Annotated in this window: 20 protein-coding genes; 10 read left to right on the top strand and 10 right to left on the bottom strand. The window is 63.3% G+C overall.

What is annotated here, in order from left to right:
* The first annotated feature begins 45 nt into the window (after positions 1-45).
* From O4H53_RS13440 to O4H53_RS13430, 3 genes are all read left to right on the top strand, one after another.
* Entirely contained in the window at positions 46-690 is a 645-nt protein-coding gene (locus O4H53_RS13440; protein WP_269364423.1) for an ATP-dependent Clp protease proteolytic subunit, read from the top strand.
* A gap of 132 nt (positions 691-822) precedes the next feature.
* A complete protein-coding gene (gene clpX / locus O4H53_RS13435; RefSeq protein WP_269364422.1) occupies positions 823-2,088 on the top strand; it encodes an ATP-dependent Clp protease ATP-binding subunit ClpX in 1,266 nt (421 codons plus the stop codon).
* A 147-nt stretch (positions 2,089-2,235) separates the two neighbouring features.
* Entirely contained in the window at positions 2,236-2,592 is a 357-nt protein-coding gene (locus tag O4H53_RS13430; protein WP_114273319.1) for a RidA family protein, read from the top strand.
* A 163-nt stretch (positions 2,593-2,755) separates the two neighbouring features.
* Here the strand turns inward: O4H53_RS13430 and O4H53_RS13425 are convergent, their stop codons facing one another.
* Positions 2,756-4,522: an FkbM family methyltransferase gene (locus O4H53_RS13425; protein ID WP_269364420.1), complete on the bottom strand. Its 1,767-nt coding sequence runs from the start codon at positions 4,520-4,522 to the stop codon at positions 2,756-2,758.
* Between the two features lie 161 nt (positions 4,523-4,683).
* Between O4H53_RS13425 and O4H53_RS13420 the strand changes: the two genes are divergently transcribed.
* Positions 4,684-5,067, top strand: a complete 384-nt coding sequence (locus O4H53_RS13420; protein ID WP_114273317.1) for an NADH:ubiquinone oxidoreductase subunit NDUFA12 — start codon at positions 4,684-4,686, stop codon at positions 5,065-5,067.
* Between the two features lie 26 nt (positions 5,068-5,093).
* On the top strand, positions 5,094-5,447 hold the full coding sequence (locus O4H53_RS13415; RefSeq protein ID WP_269364417.1) for a DUF2155 domain-containing protein: 354 nt from the start codon (positions 5,094-5,096) through the stop codon (positions 5,445-5,447).
* On the opposite strand, the gene aat is transcribed toward O4H53_RS13415, so the two are convergent.
* The 9 genes from aat to O4H53_RS13370 all read right to left on the bottom strand — a co-directional run bounded on the left by aat (position 5,411) and on the right by O4H53_RS13370 (position 14,289).
* The gene (gene aat, locus O4H53_RS13410) at positions 5,411-6,046 is read right to left on the bottom strand and encodes a leucyl/phenylalanyl-tRNA--protein transferase (protein ID WP_269364414.1); all 636 of its coding nucleotides are present in this window, start codon (positions 6,044-6,046) and stop codon (positions 5,411-5,413) included. The genes O4H53_RS13415 and aat overlap by 37 nt on opposite strands.
* A 5-nt stretch (positions 6,047-6,051) precedes the next feature.
* The gene (gene accC, locus O4H53_RS13405) at positions 6,052-7,404 is read right to left on the bottom strand and encodes an acetyl-CoA carboxylase biotin carboxylase subunit (protein ID WP_269364413.1); all 1,353 of its coding nucleotides are present in this window, start codon (positions 7,402-7,404) and stop codon (positions 6,052-6,054) included.
* Positions 7,405-7,414: 10 nt separating this feature from the next.
* Positions 7,415-7,921, bottom strand: a complete 507-nt coding sequence (accB, locus tag O4H53_RS13400) for an acetyl-CoA carboxylase biotin carboxyl carrier protein (RefSeq protein ID WP_269364411.1) — start codon at positions 7,919-7,921, stop codon at positions 7,415-7,417.
* Between the two features lie 246 nt (positions 7,922-8,167).
* Positions 8,168-8,710, bottom strand: coding sequence for a superoxide dismutase family protein (locus O4H53_RS13395; protein WP_269364409.1), 543 nt, complete (start codon positions 8,708-8,710; stop codon positions 8,168-8,170).
* Between the two features lie 319 nt (positions 8,711-9,029).
* Positions 9,030-9,782, bottom strand: coding sequence for an ABC transporter ATP-binding protein (locus O4H53_RS13390; RefSeq protein ID WP_269364407.1), 753 nt, complete (start codon positions 9,780-9,782; stop codon positions 9,030-9,032).
* A gap of 39 nt (positions 9,783-9,821) precedes the next feature.
* Positions 9,822-10,586 carry an ABC transporter ATP-binding protein gene (locus O4H53_RS13385; protein ID WP_269364405.1) on the bottom strand — a complete coding sequence of 255 codons (765 nt, stop codon included), beginning with the start codon at positions 10,584-10,586 and terminating at the stop codon, positions 9,822-9,824.
* Positions 10,587-10,597: 11 nt separating this feature from the next.
* Positions 10,598-11,806, bottom strand: a complete 1,209-nt coding sequence (locus O4H53_RS13380) for a branched-chain amino acid ABC transporter permease (protein WP_269364403.1) — start codon at positions 11,804-11,806, stop codon at positions 10,598-10,600.
* A 3-nt stretch (positions 11,807-11,809) separates the two neighbouring features.
* Entirely contained in the window at positions 11,810-12,838 is a 1,029-nt protein-coding gene (locus tag O4H53_RS13375) for a branched-chain amino acid ABC transporter permease (protein ID WP_269364401.1), read from the bottom strand.
* A gap of 104 nt (positions 12,839-12,942) precedes the next feature.
* Positions 12,943-14,289: a substrate-binding protein gene (locus O4H53_RS13370; protein ID WP_269364399.1), complete on the bottom strand. Its 1,347-nt coding sequence runs from the start codon at positions 14,287-14,289 to the stop codon at positions 12,943-12,945.
* A gap of 227 nt (positions 14,290-14,516) precedes the next feature.
* On the opposite strand from O4H53_RS13370, the gene O4H53_RS13365 reads away from it, so the two are divergent.
* The 5 genes from O4H53_RS13365 (at position 14,517) to O4H53_RS13345 (ending at position 20,615) form a co-directional block, all read left to right on the top strand.
* Positions 14,517-15,812 (top strand): helix-turn-helix transcriptional regulator, encoded by a 1,296-nt coding sequence (locus tag O4H53_RS13365; RefSeq protein WP_269364398.1) that lies wholly within the window; start codon positions 14,517-14,519, stop codon positions 15,810-15,812.
* Between the two features lie 145 nt (positions 15,813-15,957).
* A complete protein-coding gene (locus O4H53_RS13360; RefSeq protein ID WP_114273307.1) occupies positions 15,958-16,329 on the top strand; it encodes a response regulator transcription factor in 372 nt (123 codons plus the stop codon).
* A gap of 8 nt (positions 16,330-16,337) precedes the next feature.
* A complete protein-coding gene (locus O4H53_RS13355; protein WP_269364395.1) occupies positions 16,338-16,619 on the top strand; it encodes a hypothetical protein in 282 nt (93 codons plus the stop codon).
* Positions 16,619-19,330 (top strand): ATP-binding protein, encoded by a 2,712-nt coding sequence (locus O4H53_RS13350; RefSeq protein WP_269364393.1) that lies wholly within the window; start codon positions 16,619-16,621, stop codon positions 19,328-19,330. The genes O4H53_RS13355 and O4H53_RS13350 overlap by 1 nt, the downstream gene beginning before the upstream one ends.
* Positions 19,331-19,484: 154 nt before the next feature.
* Positions 19,485-20,615, top strand: coding sequence for a FliM/FliN family flagellar motor C-terminal domain-containing protein (locus O4H53_RS13345; protein WP_269364391.1), 1,131 nt, complete (start codon positions 19,485-19,487; stop codon positions 20,613-20,615).
* Positions 20,616-20,618 lie beyond the last annotated feature (3 nt).

Below are 20,618 nucleotides of genomic sequence, written 5' to 3'. Positions count from 1 at the left end.
AGTTTGCGGGTATGGTCCAGCGAACGATAACGACAGGCAGAGACGATGAACGATCCATATGATACCTACATGAACACGCTGGTCCCCATGGTGGTCGAGCAGACCAGCCGGGGCGAACGCGCCTATGACATCTTCTCGCGCCTGCTGAAGGAGCGGATCATCTTTGTGAACGGTCCGATTCACAGCGGCATGAGCCACCTTGTCGTGGCACAGCTGCTGCACCTTGAGGCGGAAAATCCGTCCAAGGAAATCAGCATGTATATCAACTCCCCCGGGGGGGAGGTGACGGCGGGTCTGTCGATCTACGATACAATGCAATACATCAAGCCCAAGGTCTCGACCCTGATCTGCGGCATGGCGGCCTCCATGGGGTCGGTGATTGCGATCGGCGGCGAAAAGGGGCTGCGGTTCTCGCTGCCCAATGGCGAAGTGATGATCCACCAGCCCTCCGGCGGTTCGCAGGGCAAGGCAGAAGACATCCTGATTTCCGCGCGCCACATCGAACGCACCCGTGAACGGATGTACGAACTTTATGTCAAACACTCCGGCCAGACGTTGAAGGCCGTCCAGAAGGCGCTGGACCGCGACCTGTGGATGACCCCGGAAGAGGCCAAGGAATGGGGCCATATCGACGAGATCGTGGAAAGCCGCGGCAAGGCGGATGATCCCGACGCGCAGAAGAAAAAATAACACAGGTCCACACGCCCTCGCGACTGTGACGATTTTGCGATTGTGGCTGGGGGGGGCGTGGCCTAGGGTTGACCATACGAGTGGCGCGCATGCGCGTCGATTGAGCGAAAAAGCAGACCTGAAAGGGCTGACATGGCGAATAATTCCGGCGGTGACAGCAAGAACACCCTCTATTGCAGCTTTTGCGGTAAAAGCCAGCACGAGGTGCGCAAGCTGATTGCAGGCCCCACTGTGTTCATTTGTGATGAATGCGTCGAGCTTTGCATGGACATCATCCGTGAAGAGACCAAGGCGAGCGGGCTGAAGGCGACGGACGGTGTGCCGACGCCCAAGGACATCTGCGACGTGCTGGACGATTACGTGATTGGCCAGCAGAACGCGAAAAAGGTGCTCTCGGTTGCGGTTCACAACCACTACAAACGTCTGAATCACGCCCAGAAGGGCGGTGACATCGAGCTGGCGAAATCCAACATCCTGCTGATCGGCCCCACCGGCTGCGGCAAGACGCTGCTGGCGCAGACGCTGGCGCGGATTCTGGATGTGCCTTTCACCATGGCGGATGCAACCACCCTGACCGAAGCCGGTTACGTGGGCGAGGATGTGGAGAACATCATCCTCAAGCTGCTTCAGTCCTCTGAATACAACGTGGAACGGGCGCAGCGCGGCATCGTCTATATCGACGAGGTCGACAAGATCACCCGCAAGTCGGAAAACCCCTCGATCACCCGCGACGTCTCGGGCGAGGGGGTGCAGCAGGCGCTGCTGAAGCTGATGGAAGGCACCGTGGCCTCGGTGCCGCCGCAGGGCGGGCGCAAGCATCCGCAGCAGGAATTCCTGCAGGTGGACACGACCAACATCCTGTTCATCTGCGGCGGCGCCTTCGCCGGACTTGACCGGATCATCGCGGCACGGGGCAAGGGCTCTGCCATGGGCTTTGGCGCCGACGTGCGCGACAAGGATGCGCGCGGCATTGGCGAGATCTTTACCGATCTGGAGCCTGAGGACCTGCTGAAATTCGGCCTGATCCCGGAATTTGTCGGCCGTCTGCCGGTTCTGGCAACGCTTGAGGACCTGGATGAGGACGCGCTTGTCACCATCCTGACCCAGCCCAAGAACGCGCTGGTCAAGCAATACCAGCGCCTGTTCGAACTGGAAGACACCGCGCTGACCTTTACCGACGATGCGCTGAAAGCGATTGCCAAACGCGCCATCGAACGCAAGACCGGCGCGCGGGGCCTGCGCTCCATCCTGGAGGACATCCTGCTGGACACGATGTTCGAACTGCCGGGGCTGGATTCAGTGAATGAGGTTGTGGTCAACGAAGAGGCGGTGATGTCCGACGCCGCGCCGCTCATGATCCACAGCGACGCCGAGAAGGAATCGGCCACCGCCGGGTGATCCGTGAGGCGGAGCACCAGAATGCGATTTGACGTGAAACAGGGCGTGCCGGGTGGCGCGCCCTTTTTCATGCCATGAAACGAAGGCAACCCCGATGACAGCGCGGCTGACGCCATCCGGCTGATCGACAACAGGAGCAATGACAGAATGCAGCGTATTTTCTCAGGCGGCGCTTTTGAGCCGAAGATCGGCTATTGCCGCGCCGTGGTCGCGGGCGGCTTTGTGCATGTGGCCGGCACCGTGGGGCAGGGCGATGATGTGGTGGAACAATGCCGGTCCGCGCTTGACATCATCGGGCAGGCGCTGACCGAGGCCGGCGTGGGTTTTGCCGATGTGGTGCGGGTCACTTACATGTTGCCGGACCGGGCAGAGTTCGAACCCTGCTGGCCGCTGTTGCAGGCCACCTTCGGGGCGCATCCGCCCGCGGCAACGATGATCGAATGCGGGTTGATCGACCCGAAGTACCGGATCGAGATCGAGGTGACGGCGCTGGCCAGAGCCTGAGTTGTGTCTCAAGGTAGACGCGATTGCCCCGGGTCCTTTTTCGCCGCTCACCTCCTTCCCGCCCAACAGTTCCTGTTGGGCTGCGCCGTTCCGCCCCCACGGGGCGGCGCGAAGCGCGGCAGGGTATCGGCGTTTCAGGTTTAAGGCGGGGCGCTTTAGAGGTTCAGGCAACTTCCTCGAACTGGCCGCCAAGGCGTTCCTGCACCTCTTTCGGGTCCAGGGGCGCCCATGTGCCTGATTTGGAAGAGATAAACCCGCCCTCGGCCAGTGCCGACTGCAGGGCGGGCATGTCCAGCTCGCCCATCCAGAGCCGCGGTTTGGCGGCACCCAGGGGTTTCCACGACCGGGCCAACTGGACGATTGTCAGCGGGGTGATCCCGGCGAAGGACATCAGATGCTGCTCAAGGTTGCGCGTGGCACCGGAGGGGCGGCGCACGACAATCGCCACCTGCGCCGACGGATCAGCCACCATTGCCAGCAGATGCAGCGCCGATCCTTCGGCGGCAATGATCTGGCGGGCCGCCTTGTAGGTGGCGATCTGGCTGCGCAGATCGTGCTTTTCGGGGTGATAGATCACATAGCCCTCGGCGGACAGCTTCGCCTCCAGCTCGGTTTCGCCCACCAGATTGCCCCGGCCCGAGGGCAGGCCGCTGCGGCTGATATAGAGCTTTTCCGGCCCTTCGGCGGGCACGTCGCGGCCAAACCGCGCGGCGATCGCGTCGCGGAACGGCTGGGTGCCGGTGATCATGGTGCCAAGGCCAAAGCCCTGACCCGGCACGATCAGCCGCTCGACCCGCGTGGGCGCGGTCAGGCTGACCACCGGGAGGTCACTGCCCATCAGTTCAACGAAATCCTTCTGGAACGGCTGGACTTCCTCGCCGGACTTGGGCCGCTTGGGGACAAAGAGGATGCCGTCGATATCGGAGCCCAGGGTTTCCAGGGCCCAAAGCCGCGCGGTGCTTTCCACCAGGAAATGACCGAAATGCGCCCAAAGCACGCCACCCCAAAGCCAGGTGCCCTCGCGCAGGGGCAAATCGCCTTGCGGCATCGGCGGTGCCACCGTCAACGCGCGCCCGTTGCGCCACAGCGCCCCGGCGCCGTGATAGCTGCCGTTGCTTTCCAGCACCCCGACGGGCTGGACAAAGCCGCTGTCGGCGGGTGGCACGACAATGGCCCCTTCAAGGGTTTGCTGATCGCAGGACCATCCCATGTCCGGCACCGGCGGGCGCAGGCTGGCGTCGAATGTGCAGGTCCAGACCTGGCGCGTGCAATGTTCCGGCACCTTGGCAAAACCGGCGCGTTCCAGGATGGATTTGCATTCGCGCATCCCTTCCTTGCCATAGGCCGCGGGGTGGAATTCAAGAACGATGGCGCGGATGCCCTCAAGCGAGGCATGGCGCAGGAAATCCAGCTCTCCGCCTTCGATGTCCATCAGCAGGACCGTCGGGGCAAAGTCGCGGCGCACCTCGTCATAGCGCGCGGTCGGCACCTCGACCCGCGTTGTGGCGCGTTTGTCCGTGTCGATGAGCGAGGAACCAAGGTAGGAATTGCGGATGTGAAAGGCCACGGTTTCCGGCGGATTGGGTGCGCTGATCAGCACCTCGTTGCGAACCTCGATCCGGTCCTGCAGGTCGTTCAGCCGGTAGAGCGTGTTGATATGCTGGATCAGCCCGGGATTTGCCTCAAAGGACAGAACCTTTTCCGGCTTGCCGTTCCTTGCGGCAATCGCGCCGACCAGCCCGATGCCCGCACCCATTTCCAGAACCCGGTCGCCGGGTCGGATGACCTCAAGCGCGCCGGCAATCTCCTGGCCCTCATAGCGCGCCGCATTGATCCGCTCGGCCCGTTCCAGGGTCATCATCGGGCTGTCGGGCACCTTGACGCCGTGACATTCAGCGACATGCTTGCGGGTCTTGCTCTTGGTGGCCATGGGTGTCTCCGTTTTCGAAACAATAAGGAGCATCGCCTGACAGGCCAATACGCGATGCAGGAGGGGCCACATGTCGCGCAGGAGGGAGTCTTTGCTGCAACACCCGCTGGACCCTGCGGCAGCGATGGTGCATAACAGCCCCAACAAGAGCGGAGAGTTTCATGGGCATTCTCAACACGATATTCCGGGCGCTGACATGGTGGGACGGGCAGACGCTGAACACCCAGCTCTTCACCTGGCGCAAGGGCACCCGCGTGGGTGAGGATGACCAGGGCAACATCTATTACCGCAATGCCGACGATTCCAAGCGCTGGGTGATCTACAACGGCGACATGGAAGCCTCCCGCGTCAGCCCCGACTGGCACGGTTGGCTGCACCGCACCTGGGACGAGCCGCCCAGCGACAAGCCGCTGGTGCACAAGGCCTGGGAAAAACCCCATGTGGAGAACCTGACCGGCACCGCGCTGGCCTATGCGCCTGCGGGCTCGATCCGGCAGGCACATCCAAAGGACCGGTCCGACTACGAGGCCTGGAGCCCGGAGTGATCCCGGCACCTCCGAAAGCGGTCAACATGATCAGATGTCTCGTTCTTGGTGCATGTCTTGCCCTGCCTGCCGCCGCGCAGGACGTGACCAGCGCCTCCGGCGCCGTGCTGCGTGCATTGGACAAGACCTCTGGCCACACCAGCGACATAGAGCTGCGCGCGGGCCAGTCGGCACGGCTGGGAAATCTTGATATCGTGTTGAACGAATGCCGCTATCCGGCGGGCAACCCATCCGGCGACGCCTTTGCAGAGCTTGAAATTTCGGAAACCGGCAAGACCGGCACGGTGTTTTCCGGCTGGATGATCGCATCCTCCCCGGCGCTGTCAGCGCTGGAGCATCGGCGCTATGACGTCTGGGTCATGCGCTGCACCACCTCCTGAAGCGGCAGAACCGGCGGTGCTGCAAAATCCGCATGGGCTGCCAGCGCCTTCTCCAGTCTCAGGTGATATTGCGCCCGCGTGATCTCTACCGCGCCGAGCGAGGCGAGATGATCGGTCAGGAACTGCGCGTCGAACAGTGAAAACCCCGCATCGCGCAGCCGCACCACCGTTGCCGCAAGGGCCATTTTCGACGCATTGGTGCGGCGTGAGAACATGCTTTCGCCAAAGAACGCGGCCCCCAGGGTCACGCCGTAGACCCCGCCAACCAGCGTGCCCGCTTCGCGGATTTCAAGCGAATGCGCATTGCCCCTGGCGTGCAGCGCACTGTAAAGGCTTGATATTTCGGCGTTGATCCAGGTGTCGGTGCGGTCGGCACATGCGGCAACCACACCGGCAAAATCCTGATTGACGGTCACGTCAAAACCCGTCCGCCGCATCGCCTTGGCCAGGGACCGCGAAAGGTGGAACCCGTCCAGCGGGAGTATGCCCCGCCGCCGCGGATCGACCCAGAAAATCTCCGGGTCGTCGCGGTGTTCGGCCATCGGGAAAATGCCGATCCCGTAGCCGCGCAGCACCAGTTCCGGCGTCAGTTCCGTCATCGGCGTCAGCCGTCGCCGAGATTGGTTTCCAGCCAGTGTTCGAGCCAGTGAATGTTGTAGTTGCCGGTCTGAATGTCCTCTTCACCCAGCAGCGCGTGGAACAGCGGCACGGTTGTGTCCACGCCATCCACGATCAGCTCGCCCAGGGCGCGGCCCAGCCGTGCCAGCGCTTCGGGCCGGTCGCGGCCATGTACGATCAGCTTGCCGATCAGGCTGTCGTAATAGGGCGGGATCGAATAGCCGTCATAAAGTGCGGAATCCATCCGCACCCCCAGGCCACCCGGCGCATGATACTGGGTGATCCGGCCCGGACAGGGACGGAAATTGGGCAATTTCTCCGCATTGATGCGGACTTCGATCGCGTGGCCGTTGATCTTCAGGTCTTCCTGCTGGAACGACATGGGCAGGCCGCTGGCCACCCGGATCTGCTCGCGTACCAGATCAACCCCGAAGATGCCTTCGGTCACCGGATGTTCGACCTGAAGGCGGGTGTTCATCTCGATGAAGTAGAATTCCCCGTTCTCGTAAAGGAATTCGATGGTGCCCGCGCCGATATAATTGATATCGGCCATGGCATCGGCGCAGGTCTTGCCGATGCGCGCGCGTTCCTCCGCGCTGATGGCGGGGCCGGGGGCTTCCTCGAATACCTTCTGGTGGCGGCGCTGCAGCGAACAATCGCGTTCGCCCAGATGCACCGCGCGCCCCTTGCCGTCGCCAAAGACCTGAATCTCGATATGGCGCGGGGTGGTGAGGTATTTCTCGATATAGACTTCGTCGTTGCCGAAGTTGGATTTGCCTTCCGCACGGGCGGTCTGAAAGGCGCGTTCCATCTCGGCGGCAGAACCTGCCACCTTCATGCCCTTGCCGCCACCGCCTGCGGTGGCCTTGATGATGACGGGGTATCCGATTTCCTCGCCCAGGCGCCTGGCCTCTTCCAGTGTCGCCACGCCGCCTTCAGAGCCCGGCACACAGGGAACGCCCAGCTTGCGCATGGTTTCCTTGGCGGTGATCTTGTCGCCCATGATGCGGATATGTTCGGCAGTGGGGCCGATGAAGGTCAGCCCGTGATCCTCGATCACCTGCACGAATCCCGCGTTTTCCGACAGGAAGCCATAGCCGGGGTGGATCGCCTCTGCCCCGGTGATCTCGCAGGCGGCGATGATCGAGGGGATCGACAGATAGGATTGCGCAGAGGAGGGCGGGCCGATGCAGACGGATTCGTCGGCCATCCGCACATGCATGGCGTCGCTGTCGGCGGTCGAATGCACCGCGACGGACTGGATGCCCATTTCGCGCGCGGCACGGATCACGCGCAGCGCGATTTCACCCCGGTTTGCGACAAGAATTTTATTAAACATTGTCAGTGCCTTATTCGATAATCACCAGGGGCGCACCGAATTCGACGGCATCGCCGTCACCCACCAGGATGCGCTTGACGGTTCCGGAGCGCGGGGCGGGGATGTGGTTCATGGTTTTCATCGCCTCGACGATCAGCAGGGTTTCACCCTCTGACACGGATTTGCCGACCGTGACAAAGGCGGGCGCACCCGGTTCCGCCTGCATATAGACGGTGCCGACCATGGGCGACACGACCGCGCCGGGGTGGCTTGCCGGATCGTCCTCTGCCCCGGATGCGGATGCTGCTGCGGGGGCATTCATCGGTGCGGGCGCGGGCGATGCCATCGGGGGCGGGGCTGCCTGAATTTGCTGGGGCGCCATGATCTGCTGCGGCGGTTTGCGGCTGACGCGCACATTCAGGCTGTCGTCCTCGGCATAGTCTCGCTTGACCTGAAGCTCCGTCAGGTCATTTTCGTTCAGCAGTTCCGCCAATGCCCGGATAAAGGCGACATCTGCGTCATGGGTGTTTTTGGTCATATATTCCTCGACGTTTCCCTCTTGTCCGGCGCTGCGCGGGCCGTGACGTTTTGCCCGGTTATAAGACATGGGTCCCGGCATTGAAAGCCGCCAGTTGTGGCGGGCGGCGACTGTCGGCATGTCGCAGGCAGCAAGTGATGACGAACCTGGCACATTGGCTGATCCGGGCGGCAGCTTGCGTACCGGATGCCTCTGACCGCGCCCCCCGGGATCGCCGGACGATCCGGGGACGAAGTCAATGTCGTGTCAGGAAGCGGGTTCCAGGACCCCGCAGGCCAGCCTTGCTCCGGTATTGCCGCCGGGTTGGGTGAAATGGTCATCCCCTTCGGCATGGATCATCACGCTGGCGCCATCTGAATCGAGCAAGCCGCCAGGTGTCTCTTCCAGCGAAACCGCGCTGGTGATCGCCTGCATCTCGCCGGTGCCATCCGCGCCGACATAGAGGTTCGGCAGATCGCCGGCATGTGGCCCGTCGGGGTGCAGCAGGCCGTGCGCGTTGTCGGCGTCTCCGATATGCGGCCCGGCAGATTTGAACTCGGTTGCGGGGTCGCAGTCACCAACCTGGTGCAGATGCACACCTTTCGGCCCCGGCGCTGCGCCTTCGACCTTCAGGTGGATCAGGATGCCATTGGTGCCGGGGGTCACCGTGGCGGTGCCCAGAACGGTGCCGTCCAATGTCTTGATGTCGGCGCTGGCCACAGGTTCGGGGGCGCTGGCATGGCTGTCGGCCAGGGCGACACCGGCGATGAGCGACAAAGTGGAGGCGAGGGCGGGGAGGGTGTGTTTCATGAATTTGCTCCTTGCGATTGCTCGGGCCTGTTGGACCGTCTGAGGTCCAACGCATCAAGGCTCCATAGGGTTCATCGCAGGGGCAATTTCTCACCGGCGCTGGCATGGCAGCTGTCGCAGAAATACCGAGCCAAACCGGTCCTTAACGGCAGTGCGGCGGCCTGCGGCCCCGGTTCCGCGCGGGGGAATGGCCTGAAACCGAACTTTCGCTACAAGGCGCAAGCCGCATCACAGGCACCCCGCCCGGCCTGCGCCTCATGTCACAATGGGCGTGAAAGCCGGTGTGGCCGGACGCCCGACCACAGCACCCGGCGGGCGATCAGATCGCGAGGTATTCGGCGCGCAATTGTTCGTTTTCCAGCACTTCCTGCGCCGTGCCGTCAAAGACGATTCCCCCGGTATCGAGGATCACCGCACGGTCGGCCAGTTTCAGCGCGCGGATCGCGTTCTGCTCCACAAGGATCGTGGTGATGCCCTGCTCCTTGATGATGGCCAGTGTCTTTTCGATCTCGTCCACGATGACGGGGGCCAGCCCCTCATAGGGTTCATCCAGCAGCAAGACCTTGATGTCGCGGGCCAGGGCGCGGGCGATGGCCAGCATCTGCTGCTCGCCTCCCGACAGGGTGGTGCCTTCCTGATTCTTGCGTTCGCCCAGACGCGGGAACAGCTCGTAAAGCCGGTCCAGCGACCAGCCGATGGGCGGTGCGATCTGCGCCAGCTTCAGGTTTTCCTCAACCGTCAGGCCGGGAATGATACGGCGGTCCTCGGGCACCAGACCCAGCCCCCATTGCGAGGCCTCATGCGCCTTCATCTTGTGCAGGGGCTTGTGGTCGAGCCATATTTCCCCTTTGCGCACCTCGGGGGAGGCCAGCCGCGCGATGGCGCGCAGGGTCGATGTCTTGCCCGCGCCGTTGCGGCCCAGCAGCGCCAGGATTTCGCCCTCGTGCACGTTAAAGCTGATGCCCTGCACGATGTAGCTTTCGCCGTAATAGGCCTCAAGATCCCAGACCGACAGAAAGGCGGGGGCGGTGGCGGCGTGGTTGGCGTTCTTTTCGAGGGTTTGGGTGTTCATGAAACCTGTCCTTTGGCGGTCGGGTGGGGCAAGCCCGGTCTATGCGGCATCCTGGGATTCACCCAGATAGGCTTCGCGGACCTTGGGATGTCCCTTGATCTTTTCAGGCGTGTCTTCGACCAGCGGGGTGCCCTGCGCCAGCACGGTGATCCGCTCGGCCAGGGAGAACACCACATGCATGTCGTGTTCGATGATCGCGATGGTGATGTCGCGCTCGTCCTTGATGCGTTTCAGCAGGTCGATGGTGTTGTTGGTGTCGGCCCGCGCCATGCCCGCCGTGGGTTCATCCAGCAGCAGCAGGCGGGGGTCCTGTGCCAGGCACATGGCAATCTCAAGCCTGCGCTTGTCGCCCCGCGACATGGCGGCGGCATGCATCCCGCGCTTGTCGATCAGGTTCATGTCCTCCAGCATATGCTCCGCCTTTTCGACGATGTCGCGCTGGCTGGTCACCGATGTGATGGCGTTCAGCTCGAACGCGCCGTCGCGCTTGGCGAAACAGGGGATCATCATGTTTTCCATCACCGTCAGGTCGCCAAAGATTTCCGGCGTCTGGAACACGCGGCTGATGCCCATCTGGTTGATCTCATAGGGTTTTCGCCCCAGCACCGATTGCCCATCGAACATGACGGATCCGGTATCCGGGATCAGCTTGCCCACCAGGCAGTTCAGCAGGGTGGATTTGCCCGCACCGTTGGGCCCGATGATCGCATGGCAGGAGTTTTCCGCCACGCTCAGGTTCACGTTGCTCAGGGCCTGCAGACCGCCAAAGCGTTTGCCCACGTTCTTGACTTCGAGAATTGCCATTGTGTCGGTCCTTATTCCGCGGGTGTCTTGGAGCCGTCAGGCGCGTCGTTCCTGGCACTTTTGCGGCGGAACAGCCGCGCGATGCGCTGGCCGCCCTCCACAAGGCCGCCGGGCAGGAAGATCACGACGATCATGAACATCAGGCCCAGGGTCAGGTTCCAGCCCTTGCCCACAAAGGGATGCACGATGACCACCAGAAAATCCTCGATCCCGTCCGGCAGGAAGGCAAACCAGCTGTGCAGCACGTTGTCGTTGATCTTGGAGAAGATGTTCTCGAAGTACTTGATGAAACCGGCGCCCAGCACCGGGCCGATCAGCGTGCCCGTGCCGCCCAGGATGGTCATCAGCACAACCTCGCCCGAGGCGGTCCATTGCATCCGTTCGGCCCCGGCAAGCGGGTCCATCGCGGCCATCAGCCCACCGGCCAGCCCGGCGTACATGCCCGAGATCACGAAGGCGGCCAGCGCATAGGGACGGGTGTTCAGGCCGGTATAGTTCATCCTTTGCTGGTTCGATTTCACCGCCCGCAGCATCATGCCAAAAGGCGAGCGGAAGATGCGGATGGCAAGGTAGAAGGTCAGCAGCATGATCACCGCACAGAAATAGTAGCCGGCGTTGAAGTCGAAGGACCAGTCGCCCAGGCGCATGGTATAGGTGCTGCGCATCTCGACCAGGCCCAGCAGGTGCGGCACGCTTTCCCAGCTGTCGATCAGGACCTGCGGGTCCGAACGGTAGACCTGCAAGCCGGTTTCGCCATTGGTGATGGTGGTGCCAAAGAAGCGGCCCAGAAGGTCAGAGTAGCTGATCGCGAACATCATCTGGGCAAAGGCCAGCGTCAGGATCGAAAAGTAGATCCCGGAGCGCCGCAGCGAGATGAAGCCGATCATCAGGGCAAAGACGCCCGAAATCACGATCGCCAGCGGCAGACCCCAGATGATGTTGTAATCCAGCAGCTTGTACATCCAGACCACGGCATAGGAACCGACCCCGAGAAAGGCCGCATGGCCAAAGCTGAGATAGCCGGTCAGGCCGAACAGGATGTTGAACCCGATGGCGAAGATGCCGAAGATCACAAAGCGCTGCATTAGGTCGGGATAACCCGCGTTGAATTGCGCCATGGCCGATCCCGCCGGGAAGGGGTTGAGCAGGAAGGGTGCGAAAAGCGTCAGGATGGCGACGATGATCAACAGGGCGGTGTCTCTTTTTGCGGTGCCGAACATGTCTTATTCCTCCATCACGCCCTTGCGGCCCATCAGGCCTCGGGGACGTGTCAGCAAGATGATGATTGCCACCACATAGATGATGATCTGGTCGATGCCGGGCAGGATCGCCTTGATCTCGTTCATCGAGGCAAAGGATTCCAGGATGCCCAGCATGAAGCCGGCCAGCACCGCGCCGGGCAGGGAGCCCATGCCCCCCACGACCACCACGACGAAGCTGAGCACGAGGAAATCCATGCCCATGTGGTAATTGGGTGAGTTGATCGGCGCATACATGACGCCCGCGAGGCCCGCGACGGCGGCGGCGATGCCGAACATGATGGTAAAGCGGCGGTCGATGTCGATGCCCAGCAGGCCCACGGTTTCGCGGTCCGCCATGCCGGCGCGGACGACCATGCCGAAGGTGGTGAATTGCAGAAAGGCAAAGACGGCCCCGATGATCACCGCCGAGAAGGCAAAGTAGACCAGCCGCCAATAGGGATAGGCAAGTGCCGTATCCAGCCCCAGCAGGGCGCCGAAGTCGAAACTGCCGCGGAAGGCGTCGGGCGCAGGCGTGGGGATCGGGTTGGCACCGTAGAAATACTTGATGACCTCCTGCAGCACGATGGCAAGGCCAAAGGTCACCAGGATCTGGTCGGCATGGGGGCGTTTGTAGAAATGCTTGATCAGCCCGCGTTCCATCACATAGCCGATCACCAGCATCACCGGGATGGCAAAGAGGATCGCCAGGGGCACCGACCAGTCGATGATCAGCCCGCCGATCTCGGGGCCGAACCAGTTCTCCACGATCGGGGTTTTCACCTCCAGCGGACGGCCGAGGAAATCCTTCTGCGTCTCGTCGATGCTGATGGTGCTGATTGTCAGGATCTTTTGCAGCGTCACCGAACAGAAGGCACCGATCATGAACAGGGCGCCATGGGCAAAGTTGACCACGCCCAATGTGCCAAAGATCAGTGTCAGCCCCAGGGCGATCAGCGCATAGGCCGACCCCTTGTCGAGACCATTAAGAATTTGAAGAAGGATAGCGTCCATGATCCCCACCCGAGGTATGCGCGCAGCCGCCGGTCGAAACCGGGGCTGGCGGGTCGTTTAAGAGGGAAGGGCGGGGTCTGTCCCGCCCTCCTGGTAGGTCCGGCTCAGGCGCCCGGGTTGCATTCGCCCAGGTCGCCACCGGCGAACATCGGGTGGTCGGGTTCGTATTCGACCTGTGCGCGCGGCGTGACTTCGACGATTTCCAGCGTGTCGTACTCATTGGACGGGTTCTCTGTCCCCTTCATGACAAGCACGTCCTTGAAACACTGGTGGTCGGCACCGCGATAGGTGGTCGGACCGTTGCCCATGCCGTCGAAGTCGAAATCTTCGAGCGCTTCGGCAACCGCGCAGGGGTTGAACGACCCGGCACGTTCGACCGCATCCGCATAAAGCAGCGTCTGCACGTAGCAGGTATGCGCGGAGTTCGAGGGCGGACGGCCATATTTTTCGCCAAAGGACTTGGTAAAGGCCTTGGAGCCTTCATCCTGAAGCTGCCAGTTCCAGTTCATCGACCCGATCACGCCCTGCACGTTCTTGCCCGCACCTGCGGCCATCAGTTCAGAGTAGAGCGGCACGACGATTTCGAACTTCTTGCCGTTCACTTCCTTGTTCAGCAGGTCGAACTGCACCGCGTTGGTCAGCGAGTTCACCATGTTCCCGCCGTAGTGGTTCAGAACCAGCACATCGGCACCCGAGTTCAGCACCGGCGCGATGTAGGACGAGAAGTCGGTGCTGGCCAGCGGCGTCAGCACGTTGTTGACGGTTTCCCAGCCCATCGCCTCGGTGGCGGCGGCCATGGATTCCTGCTGCGTCCAGCCCCAGGTGTAATCGGCTGTCAGGTGATAGGCCCGGCGGTCCTTGCCGTATTCCTTCGCCAGCACGGGCGCCAGGGCGGCACCGGACATATAGGCGTTGAAGAAGTGACGGAAACCGTTGGCTTTCTTGTCCTTGCCTGTGGTGTCGTTGGAGTGGGTAAGACCGGCCATGAAGATCACGCCCGCTTCCTGGCAGAGACCCTGAACCGCAACAGCCACGCCCGAGGACGAGCCGCCGTTGATCATGATGGCGCCGTCTTTTTCAATCATCGCCTTGGCGGATGCGCGGGCGGCGTCCGATTTGGTCTGGGTGTCGCCGGTCACGAAAGTGACCTTCTTGCCCAGAATGCCGTTCCCCTTCAGCGCCTTGGAGCTGAAAGTGTTCATCATCCCGCCGTCGCCTTCGCCGTTCAGGTGCTGGACAGCCAGTTCCTGGGCGCGCAGCTCGTCAAGGCCCTCTTCGGCATAGGGACCGGTCTGCGGCACGTTGAAGCCGAATGTGACGGTGTCGCCGGTGGGCGCATTGGTAAACCCGGAATGGGCGTCAGCACGCAGATAGGTGGGCAGCGCAAGACCTGCACCGGCCACGGCGCTGGTTTTGATCAGACCACGACGTGTCAGTTTCGAAAATGACATGAATTCCTCCCGATTTGTAAACGCATGCCGGCTTCCTCCGTCCGACACACGCGGCACTATTGTGCAAATACTTTATCACCCGGCTTGTGAAACCCATCAATAAGTCCTTTTAAATTCTGCATAATCCTGTAAATATATTCGCAATGAGTTTATCGAGATTGTAAATATCATGATATTGCAGCGCAGAAACACGTTGAAATTGCACAGTTTTACCGGATGTTTTTGCCATGGCGCGTGAGGCGCTGACCGGCAGCCGGATCCGCGAAAGGCGGATCATGGCATCGCTCAAGCAGGCCGACCTGGCGCGCGCCATCGGGATCTCCGCCAGCTACCTGAACCTGATCGAACACAACAAGCGCAGAATCGGCGGCAAGCTGCTGCTGGACATCGCCGCCGCCCTGGAGGTGGAGCCGCAAACCCTGACCGAAGGGGCCGAAGCGACGCTGGTCGCTGCCCTGCGCGAGGCGGCCCATGAGGCGGGGTTGAGCGGGGCGGAAGCGGACCGGGCCGACGAATTCGCCGGGCGGTTTCCGGGCTGGGCCGATGTGCTGGCAGGCACCCGCCGCCGCCTCGATGCGCTGGAGACCACGGTGGAGGCGCTGACCGACAGGCTGGGCCATGACCCGCATCTGGCGGCCTCCATCCACGAGCTTCTGACGACGGCTGCCGCGATCCGCTCCACCGCCTCGATCCTGGCAGAGACCAAGACGCTGCAACCGGAATGGCGCGACCGGTTTCATGCCAACCTGAACGAAGACAGCGACCGGTTGTCTGCCAGCGCGCAGAATCTGGTGGCCTATCTTGATGCGGAACCCGGGGCGGAGGATGCCGCCAGTTCCCCGCAGGAAGAGGTGGAGGCTTTCCTCTCTGCGCGCGATTTCAGTTTCGAGATGCTTGAAGGCGCCGCCGACACCGATGCGCTGATCAGTGGGATGCTGGCGGAGGATCCTGTCCTGCGCACGCCTGCCGCACTTTTCATCGCCCGCATCGTCCTGCGCCAGATCGCGCGGGATGCCGCACAGCTGCCCCTTGCCCGTCTGCGCGCCGCCCTTGCGGTCTCGGGGGTGGATCCGGTTGCGCTTGCGCGCGCGCTGGAACAGCCGGTCGGGCGGGTGCTGCGCAGGCTTGCCGCGCTGCCGGAGCTTGAGGCCGGGATGATCGTCTGCGACCGTTCCGGCACGGTCACCTTTCGCAAGACGGTGGATGGTTTTTCGGTGCCGCGCCACGGTGCCTGCTGCCCGCTTTGGCCCCTGTTTGCGGCGCTTGGGCAACCGGGCACGATCATCGCGCAACGGGTCAGCCAGCTGGGCCGGGCGCAGGCGCAGTTCCAGTGTTATGCGGTCAGCGAACCGGTGACGCCGCAGGGCTACAACGCCCCGCCGCTGGTACATGCCATGATGTTGCTGCTGCCGGTGCCGGAAGGCGGCACATTCGGGCTTCCGGTGGGGGCAACCTGCCGGGTCTGCCCGCATGAGAACTGCAGCGCCCGGCGCGAACCGTCGATCCTCAGCGCCGGGGCCTGAGCCTGGCACAACCGTGGCACGCGCCCCTGGCCCTTTCGCTCAAACCTTTGCGGTCGCAGGCAAATTCGGAGCTTTGACAGGTCGCATCTTCCGGTGCATGTTGAAGCGCGGCCGCAACAGGCCGCATGGGGAGGGAAAACCGCGCATGAGCAAACATGTCGTTTTGGTGGAGGACGAGCTGAACATCGCCGAAGCGATCCGCTTTGTCCTGTCGAATGACGGATGGCGGGTGGAGACATTGGCAAACGGGCTGAACGCGGTGGAGGTGATCCGCAAGGCCCGCCCGGATCTGGTTTTGCTGGATGTGATGTTGCCGGGCCGCAGCGGGTTCGAGATCTTGCATGATCTGCGGGCCGATCCGGCCTTTGCCGATCTGCCGGTGATGATGCTGACCGCCCGCGGCCAGAGCCGCGACCGCGAAATGGCCCGCAAGGCCGGGGTGAGCAAATTCATGACCAAACCCTTTTCCAATGCCGAGATGCTGGAGGCCGTGCGCGAACTGACGGCCTCTGCCTGAGGGCCGGGATGCCGGCGCGACGCCTGTTTCTTGAACGGCGCAGCTACCGGATGCGCCGGGCGATGGATGCCGTGCGCCTGTTGCCTTTCGTGGGGCTGGCCCTGTGGATGGTGCCGCTGCTCTGGGCGGTGCCCGGCGACGGGCAGGGCGCGCCGATCCCGATGTCCTCCGCCCTGCGCTATCTCTTCGGGGTCTGGGTGGTGCTGATCCTCGGGGCGCTGGCCCTGTGGTGGCGCACCGGGCGCGGTGCCGCAGAGGATGGCGCGGACGATCCGCCCCGGCCGCGCTGATGGTGGCACTGAACGAACTTGTCATTGTCTGCCTGGCCTATGTGGCCGGCTTGTTCCTTGTCGCCTTCCTGGCAGAGCGCGCGGCGCTGCGGGGCAAGGGGGGCGCGCTGCTGCGTTCTCCGCTGGTCTATACGCTGTCGCTGTCGATCTACTGCACCGCCTGGACGTTTTACGGTGCCGTCGGCTATGCGGCGCGCTCGGGGCTGGAATATGTCACCATCTATCTTGGCCCCAGTCTGGTGATGATCGGCTGGTGGTGGGGCCTGCGCCGGCTGGTGCGGATCGGGCGCAGCCAGCGGGTCACCTCCATCGCCGACCTGATCTCAAGCCGCTATGGCAAGTCCAACAGCCTGGCGATCATCGTGACCCTGATGGCGGTGATCGGTGTCACCCCTTACATTGCGCTGCAATTGCAGTCGGTGGTCCTGTCGCTGTCGATCTTCGCGGCAAACGGGGAGGGCGGCAGCTACAACCCGGTCAGCGCGGCCCTGTGGGTGGCGGCAGGGCTGGCGCTCTTCACCGTGCTTTTCGGCACAAGGAACCTCAACGTCAACGAACGCCACCACGGCGTGGTGATCGCCGTGGCGGTGGAGGCCATCGTGAAACTTGTCGCCTCGCTGGCCGTGGGCATTTTCGTGGTCTGGAGCCTTGGCGGCGGGGTGGAACAGACGCTGGCACGGGTCGATGCCTCGGCCATCGGGGAATGGCAGGTGCAGGGCGGACGCTGGGCCACGCTGACGCTCCTGTCAGCGGCGGCCTTTGTCTGCCTGCCGCGCATGTTTCAGGTCATGGTGGTCGAGAATGACGAGGAACGGCATCTGCAGATCGCCTCCTGGGCCTTTCCGCTTTACCTGATGCTGATGAGCCTCTTTGTGGTGCCCATCGCGGTGGTGGGGCTGGACCTGATGCCGCCCGGGTCAAACCCTGATCTCTTTGTGCTCAGCCTGCCGCTGAGCCAGGGGCAGAACGGGCTGGCGATGCTGTCTTTCCTCGGCGGATTTTCATCGGCCACCTCGATGGTGATCGTGGCCACGCTGGCCCTCTCCACCATGGTGTCGAACCATATCGTCATGCCGATCTGGCTCAGCACCCGGCATGGCAGCGCGGTGCAATCGGGCGATGTCAGGCAGGTGGTCCTGCTGGCGCGGCGGCTGTCGATCCTGCTGATCATCGCGCTTGGCGTGCTTTATTACCGCATCTCCGGCGGCAGCGCCGCGCTTGCCGCCATCGGCACGATCTCTTTCGGCGGGGTGGCGCAATTCCTGCCGGCGCTTCTGGGGGGTATTTTCTGGCGCGGTGCCACGCGGTCGGGCGCGCTTTGCGGTCTCGGGATCGGCTTTGCCATCTGGGTGTTTACCATGCTCCTGCCCAGTTTCGGCGTCGGGGCCGCGCTGTCGGCAGAGATCTTCAACCAGGGTCTCTGGGGGCAAAGCTGGCTGCGGCCGCAGGCGCTGTTCGGGATCTCGGGGCTGGACCCGACGGTGCATGCGGTGGTCTGGTCGCTGTCGCTGAACGCGCTGGCCTTCGTCGCGGTCTCCATTGTCAGCTTTCCCGACCCGATCGAACGTCTTCAGGGCGCGCAGTTCGTGAACGTGCTGGAACATTCCGGTCCGGCGCGCAACTGGACCGCCTCCGTGGCGGGCAGCGAGGACCTGATGATCATGGCGCAGCGTATCCTCGGCGCGCCCGAGGCGCAGGCCTTCTTCCGGGCCGAGGCCGAGGCCCAGGGCATCACCGGCGGCCTGCCGGAACCGACACCCGCCTTTGTGCAGGCGCTGGAGCGGGAGCTGGCAGGTTCCGTCGGGGCCGCGACGGCCCATGCCATGGTCAGCCAGATCGTCGGCGGCACCTCTGTTTCGGTGCAGGACCTGCTGGCGGTGGCGGACGAATCCGCCCAGATGCTGGAATATTCCAACCAGCTTGAGCAGAAATCCCGCGAATTGACCGAAACCGCGGCCAAACTGCGCAGCGCCAATGAAAAGCTGACCCAGCTTTCCCTGCAAAAGGATGGGTTCCTCAGCCAGATCAGCCATGAGCTGCGCACGCCGATGACCTCGATCCGGTCGTTTTCCGAAATCCTGCGCGATGCGGGCAAACTCTCGGAGGCCGACAAGACGCGCTATGCCTCCATCATCCATTCGGAGACCCTGCGCCTGACCCGTCTGCTGGACGAACTTCTGGACCTTTCGGTGCTGGAAAACGGGCAGGTGACCCTGCGCATGGGGCAGGACAGGCTGAGCGACATCATGGACCGCGCGGTGACAACGGCGCTGGCCGGGGCAGGGCCTGCGCTGGCGGTGCGGCGTGAAACCGAAGCGCCCGATATCGTGCTGCACACCGATATCGACCGTCTGGTGCAGGTCTTCATCAACCTTGTCTCCAACGCGCGCAAATATTGCGATGCGGCAGAACCTGCGCTGACCATCCGCACCAGCCGCCATGCCGGGGGCCTGTGGATCGACTTTGTCGACAACGGCAGCGGGATCGACGCGGACGTGCAATCGGTCATCTTCGAAAAGTTCTTTCGGATCAGCGGGGAAGAGGCCGAGGGCGTGGGCCTTGGCCTTGCCATCTGCCAGGAGATCATGTCGCGGCTCGGCGGGCAGGTGATCTATCTGCCGATCGAAAGCGGAACCGCCTTCAGGGTCAGCCTGCCGCAGAGCGTTCTGGTGCAGGAAACCGGAAATCCGGGCAAGACGGCGGTGTCTTAAAGGGCTTGGTAACCGGTTTGGCGTTAAGGCTGTGGCAATGATGCGCGCATGAAGGGTGGCCATGGGGCAAGCTCGACAAAATTCAGACCCTGGGGAAGGCTCCGTTCTGCGGCGCAAGACCGACCGGGGGCGCGCCAGCCATCAGGCCCGCGCGATGACTTTGGCCAAATCCCTGCGCCTTGGCCTGGCGAAGGTGGCGGATGAGCTGTTTGATCTGGCGCTGGCCGCCCTTGCCATCCGGGTGGCAGAGGTGGCGGGCGATGAGGTGCAGGACCAGTTTGATGCGCAGCACCTGTTGTTCCTGCTTGATGGTCCCGATGGGCGGCCCGCGGCGGCGGCGCTGGACCCATTGCTCGTCGGCGCGCTGATCCAGCAGCAGACCATGGCGCAGGTACTGCCCGATGCCGGGGGCGATCCGCGCCCGATGACGGATACCGATGCGGCCATCACCGCCCCTTTCGTGAATGCGCTGATCAGCCGGGCGGCGGCGCTGCCCGACGCGCCCACGGACAAGCGGCTGCTGGCGGGATATGCCTTTGGCAGCCGGGTCGATACGCCGCGCCTGCTGTCTCTGGCGCTTGAGGCACAGGCGTATCGCCTGATCACCCTGACCGTGGATATTGCGGGCGGCCTGCGGCAGGGCCAGATCCTGTTCTGCATGCCGGAACCGGATGATGCCACGGCACAGCACCCCACGGCGCAGGAGGGGCAGGAGGCTGCCAGCAGGGCTGAACAGCGCCCCGCCACATTGTCGGAATCGGTGCTGGCGCTGGATGTTGCACTGGACATTGCGCTGGCGCGGCTGCGCATGCCGCTGGCAAAGCTGGGCCGGTTGCAGGTGGGCGATCTGCTTGACCTGAACGGGGCGCGCTTTGACCGGGCAGAGGTGCTCAGGCCCGGCGGCGGCACGCTGGCGCGCGGTATGCTGGGGCAGCTGGACGGATGCCGTGCGCTGCGGATCGTGCCGGCCAAACCGGCGGCGCAGACCCCCCGCCGCCGCGCCAGCGACCGGGCGGAGCTGGATCAGCGCGAGCCTGAACCGCTGCCGCAGGCGGGCATGCCAGCGTCGGAGCCGCCGGAGATGCAGGCTTTAGATGTGAGCCCCGCAGGTGCCGATGCCATGCCCGACCTGCCGGATTTGTCCGACCTGCCGGAACTGGATCTGTCAGACATGAGTGACCTGCCCGAACTTGACGATCTGCCCGGGTTTGACGACCTGCCTGACCTGGACGACCTGCCAGAGCTGGACGATCTGCCCGACCTGTCAGAGCGCAAGGCAGGCTGAACG

Source organism: Sulfitobacter sp. G21635-S1 (genome assembly GCF_027213915.1).
Taxonomy (GTDB): domain Bacteria; phylum Pseudomonadota; class Alphaproteobacteria; order Rhodobacterales; family Rhodobacteraceae; genus Sulfitobacter.
The sequence above is the reverse complement of the archived record's forward strand: the minus strand, read 5'-3'. Positions and strand labels throughout refer to the sequence as shown.

Coding starts and splice junctions, on each gene's coding strand:
- O4H53_RS13440 (WP_269364423.1), top strand. CDS start 46: ATGAACGATCCATATGATACCTACATGAACACGCTGGTCCCCATGGTG.
- clpX (WP_269364422.1), top strand. CDS start 823: ATGGCGAATAATTCCGGCGGTGACAGCAAGAACACCCTCTATTGCAGC.
- O4H53_RS13430 (WP_114273319.1), top strand. CDS start 2,236: ATGCAGCGTATTTTCTCAGGCGGCGCTTTTGAGCCGAAGATCGGCTAT.
- O4H53_RS13425 (WP_269364420.1), bottom strand. CDS start 4,522: ATGGCCACCAAGAGCAAGACCCGCAAGCATGTCGCTGAATGTCACGGC.
- O4H53_RS13420 (WP_114273317.1), top strand. CDS start 4,684: ATGGGCATTCTCAACACGATATTCCGGGCGCTGACATGGTGGGACGGG.
- O4H53_RS13415 (WP_269364417.1), top strand. CDS start 5,094: ATGATCAGATGTCTCGTTCTTGGTGCATGTCTTGCCCTGCCTGCCGCC.
- aat (WP_269364414.1), bottom strand. CDS start 6,046: ATGACGGAACTGACGCCGGAACTGGTGCTGCGCGGCTACGGGATCGGC.
- accC (WP_269364413.1), bottom strand. CDS start 7,404: ATGTTTAATAAAATTCTTGTCGCAAACCGGGGTGAAATCGCGCTGCGC.
- accB (WP_269364411.1), bottom strand. CDS start 7,921: ATGACCAAAAACACCCATGACGCAGATGTCGCCTTTATCCGGGCATTG.
- O4H53_RS13395 (WP_269364409.1), bottom strand. CDS start 8,710: ATGAAACACACCCTCCCCGCCCTCGCCTCCACTTTGTCGCTCATCGCC.
- O4H53_RS13390 (WP_269364407.1), bottom strand. CDS start 9,782: ATGAACACCCAAACCCTCGAAAAGAACGCCAACCACGCCGCCACCGCC.
- O4H53_RS13385 (WP_269364405.1), bottom strand. CDS start 10,586: ATGGCAATTCTCGAAGTCAAGAACGTGGGCAAACGCTTTGGCGGTCTG.
- O4H53_RS13380 (WP_269364403.1), bottom strand. CDS start 11,806: ATGTTCGGCACCGCAAAAAGAGACACCGCCCTGTTGATCATCGTCGCC.
- O4H53_RS13375 (WP_269364401.1), bottom strand. CDS start 12,838: ATGGACGCTATCCTTCTTCAAATTCTTAATGGTCTCGACAAGGGGTCG.
- O4H53_RS13370 (WP_269364399.1), bottom strand. CDS start 14,289: ATGTCATTTTCGAAACTGACACGTCGTGGTCTGATCAAAACCAGCGCC.
- O4H53_RS13365 (WP_269364398.1), top strand. CDS start 14,517: ATGGCGCGTGAGGCGCTGACCGGCAGCCGGATCCGCGAAAGGCGGATC.
- O4H53_RS13360 (WP_114273307.1), top strand. CDS start 15,958: ATGAGCAAACATGTCGTTTTGGTGGAGGACGAGCTGAACATCGCCGAA.
- O4H53_RS13355 (WP_269364395.1), top strand. CDS start 16,338: ATGCCGGCGCGACGCCTGTTTCTTGAACGGCGCAGCTACCGGATGCGC.
- O4H53_RS13350 (WP_269364393.1), top strand. CDS start 16,619: ATGGTGGCACTGAACGAACTTGTCATTGTCTGCCTGGCCTATGTGGCC.
- O4H53_RS13345 (WP_269364391.1), top strand. CDS start 19,485: ATGACTTTGGCCAAATCCCTGCGCCTTGGCCTGGCGAAGGTGGCGGAT.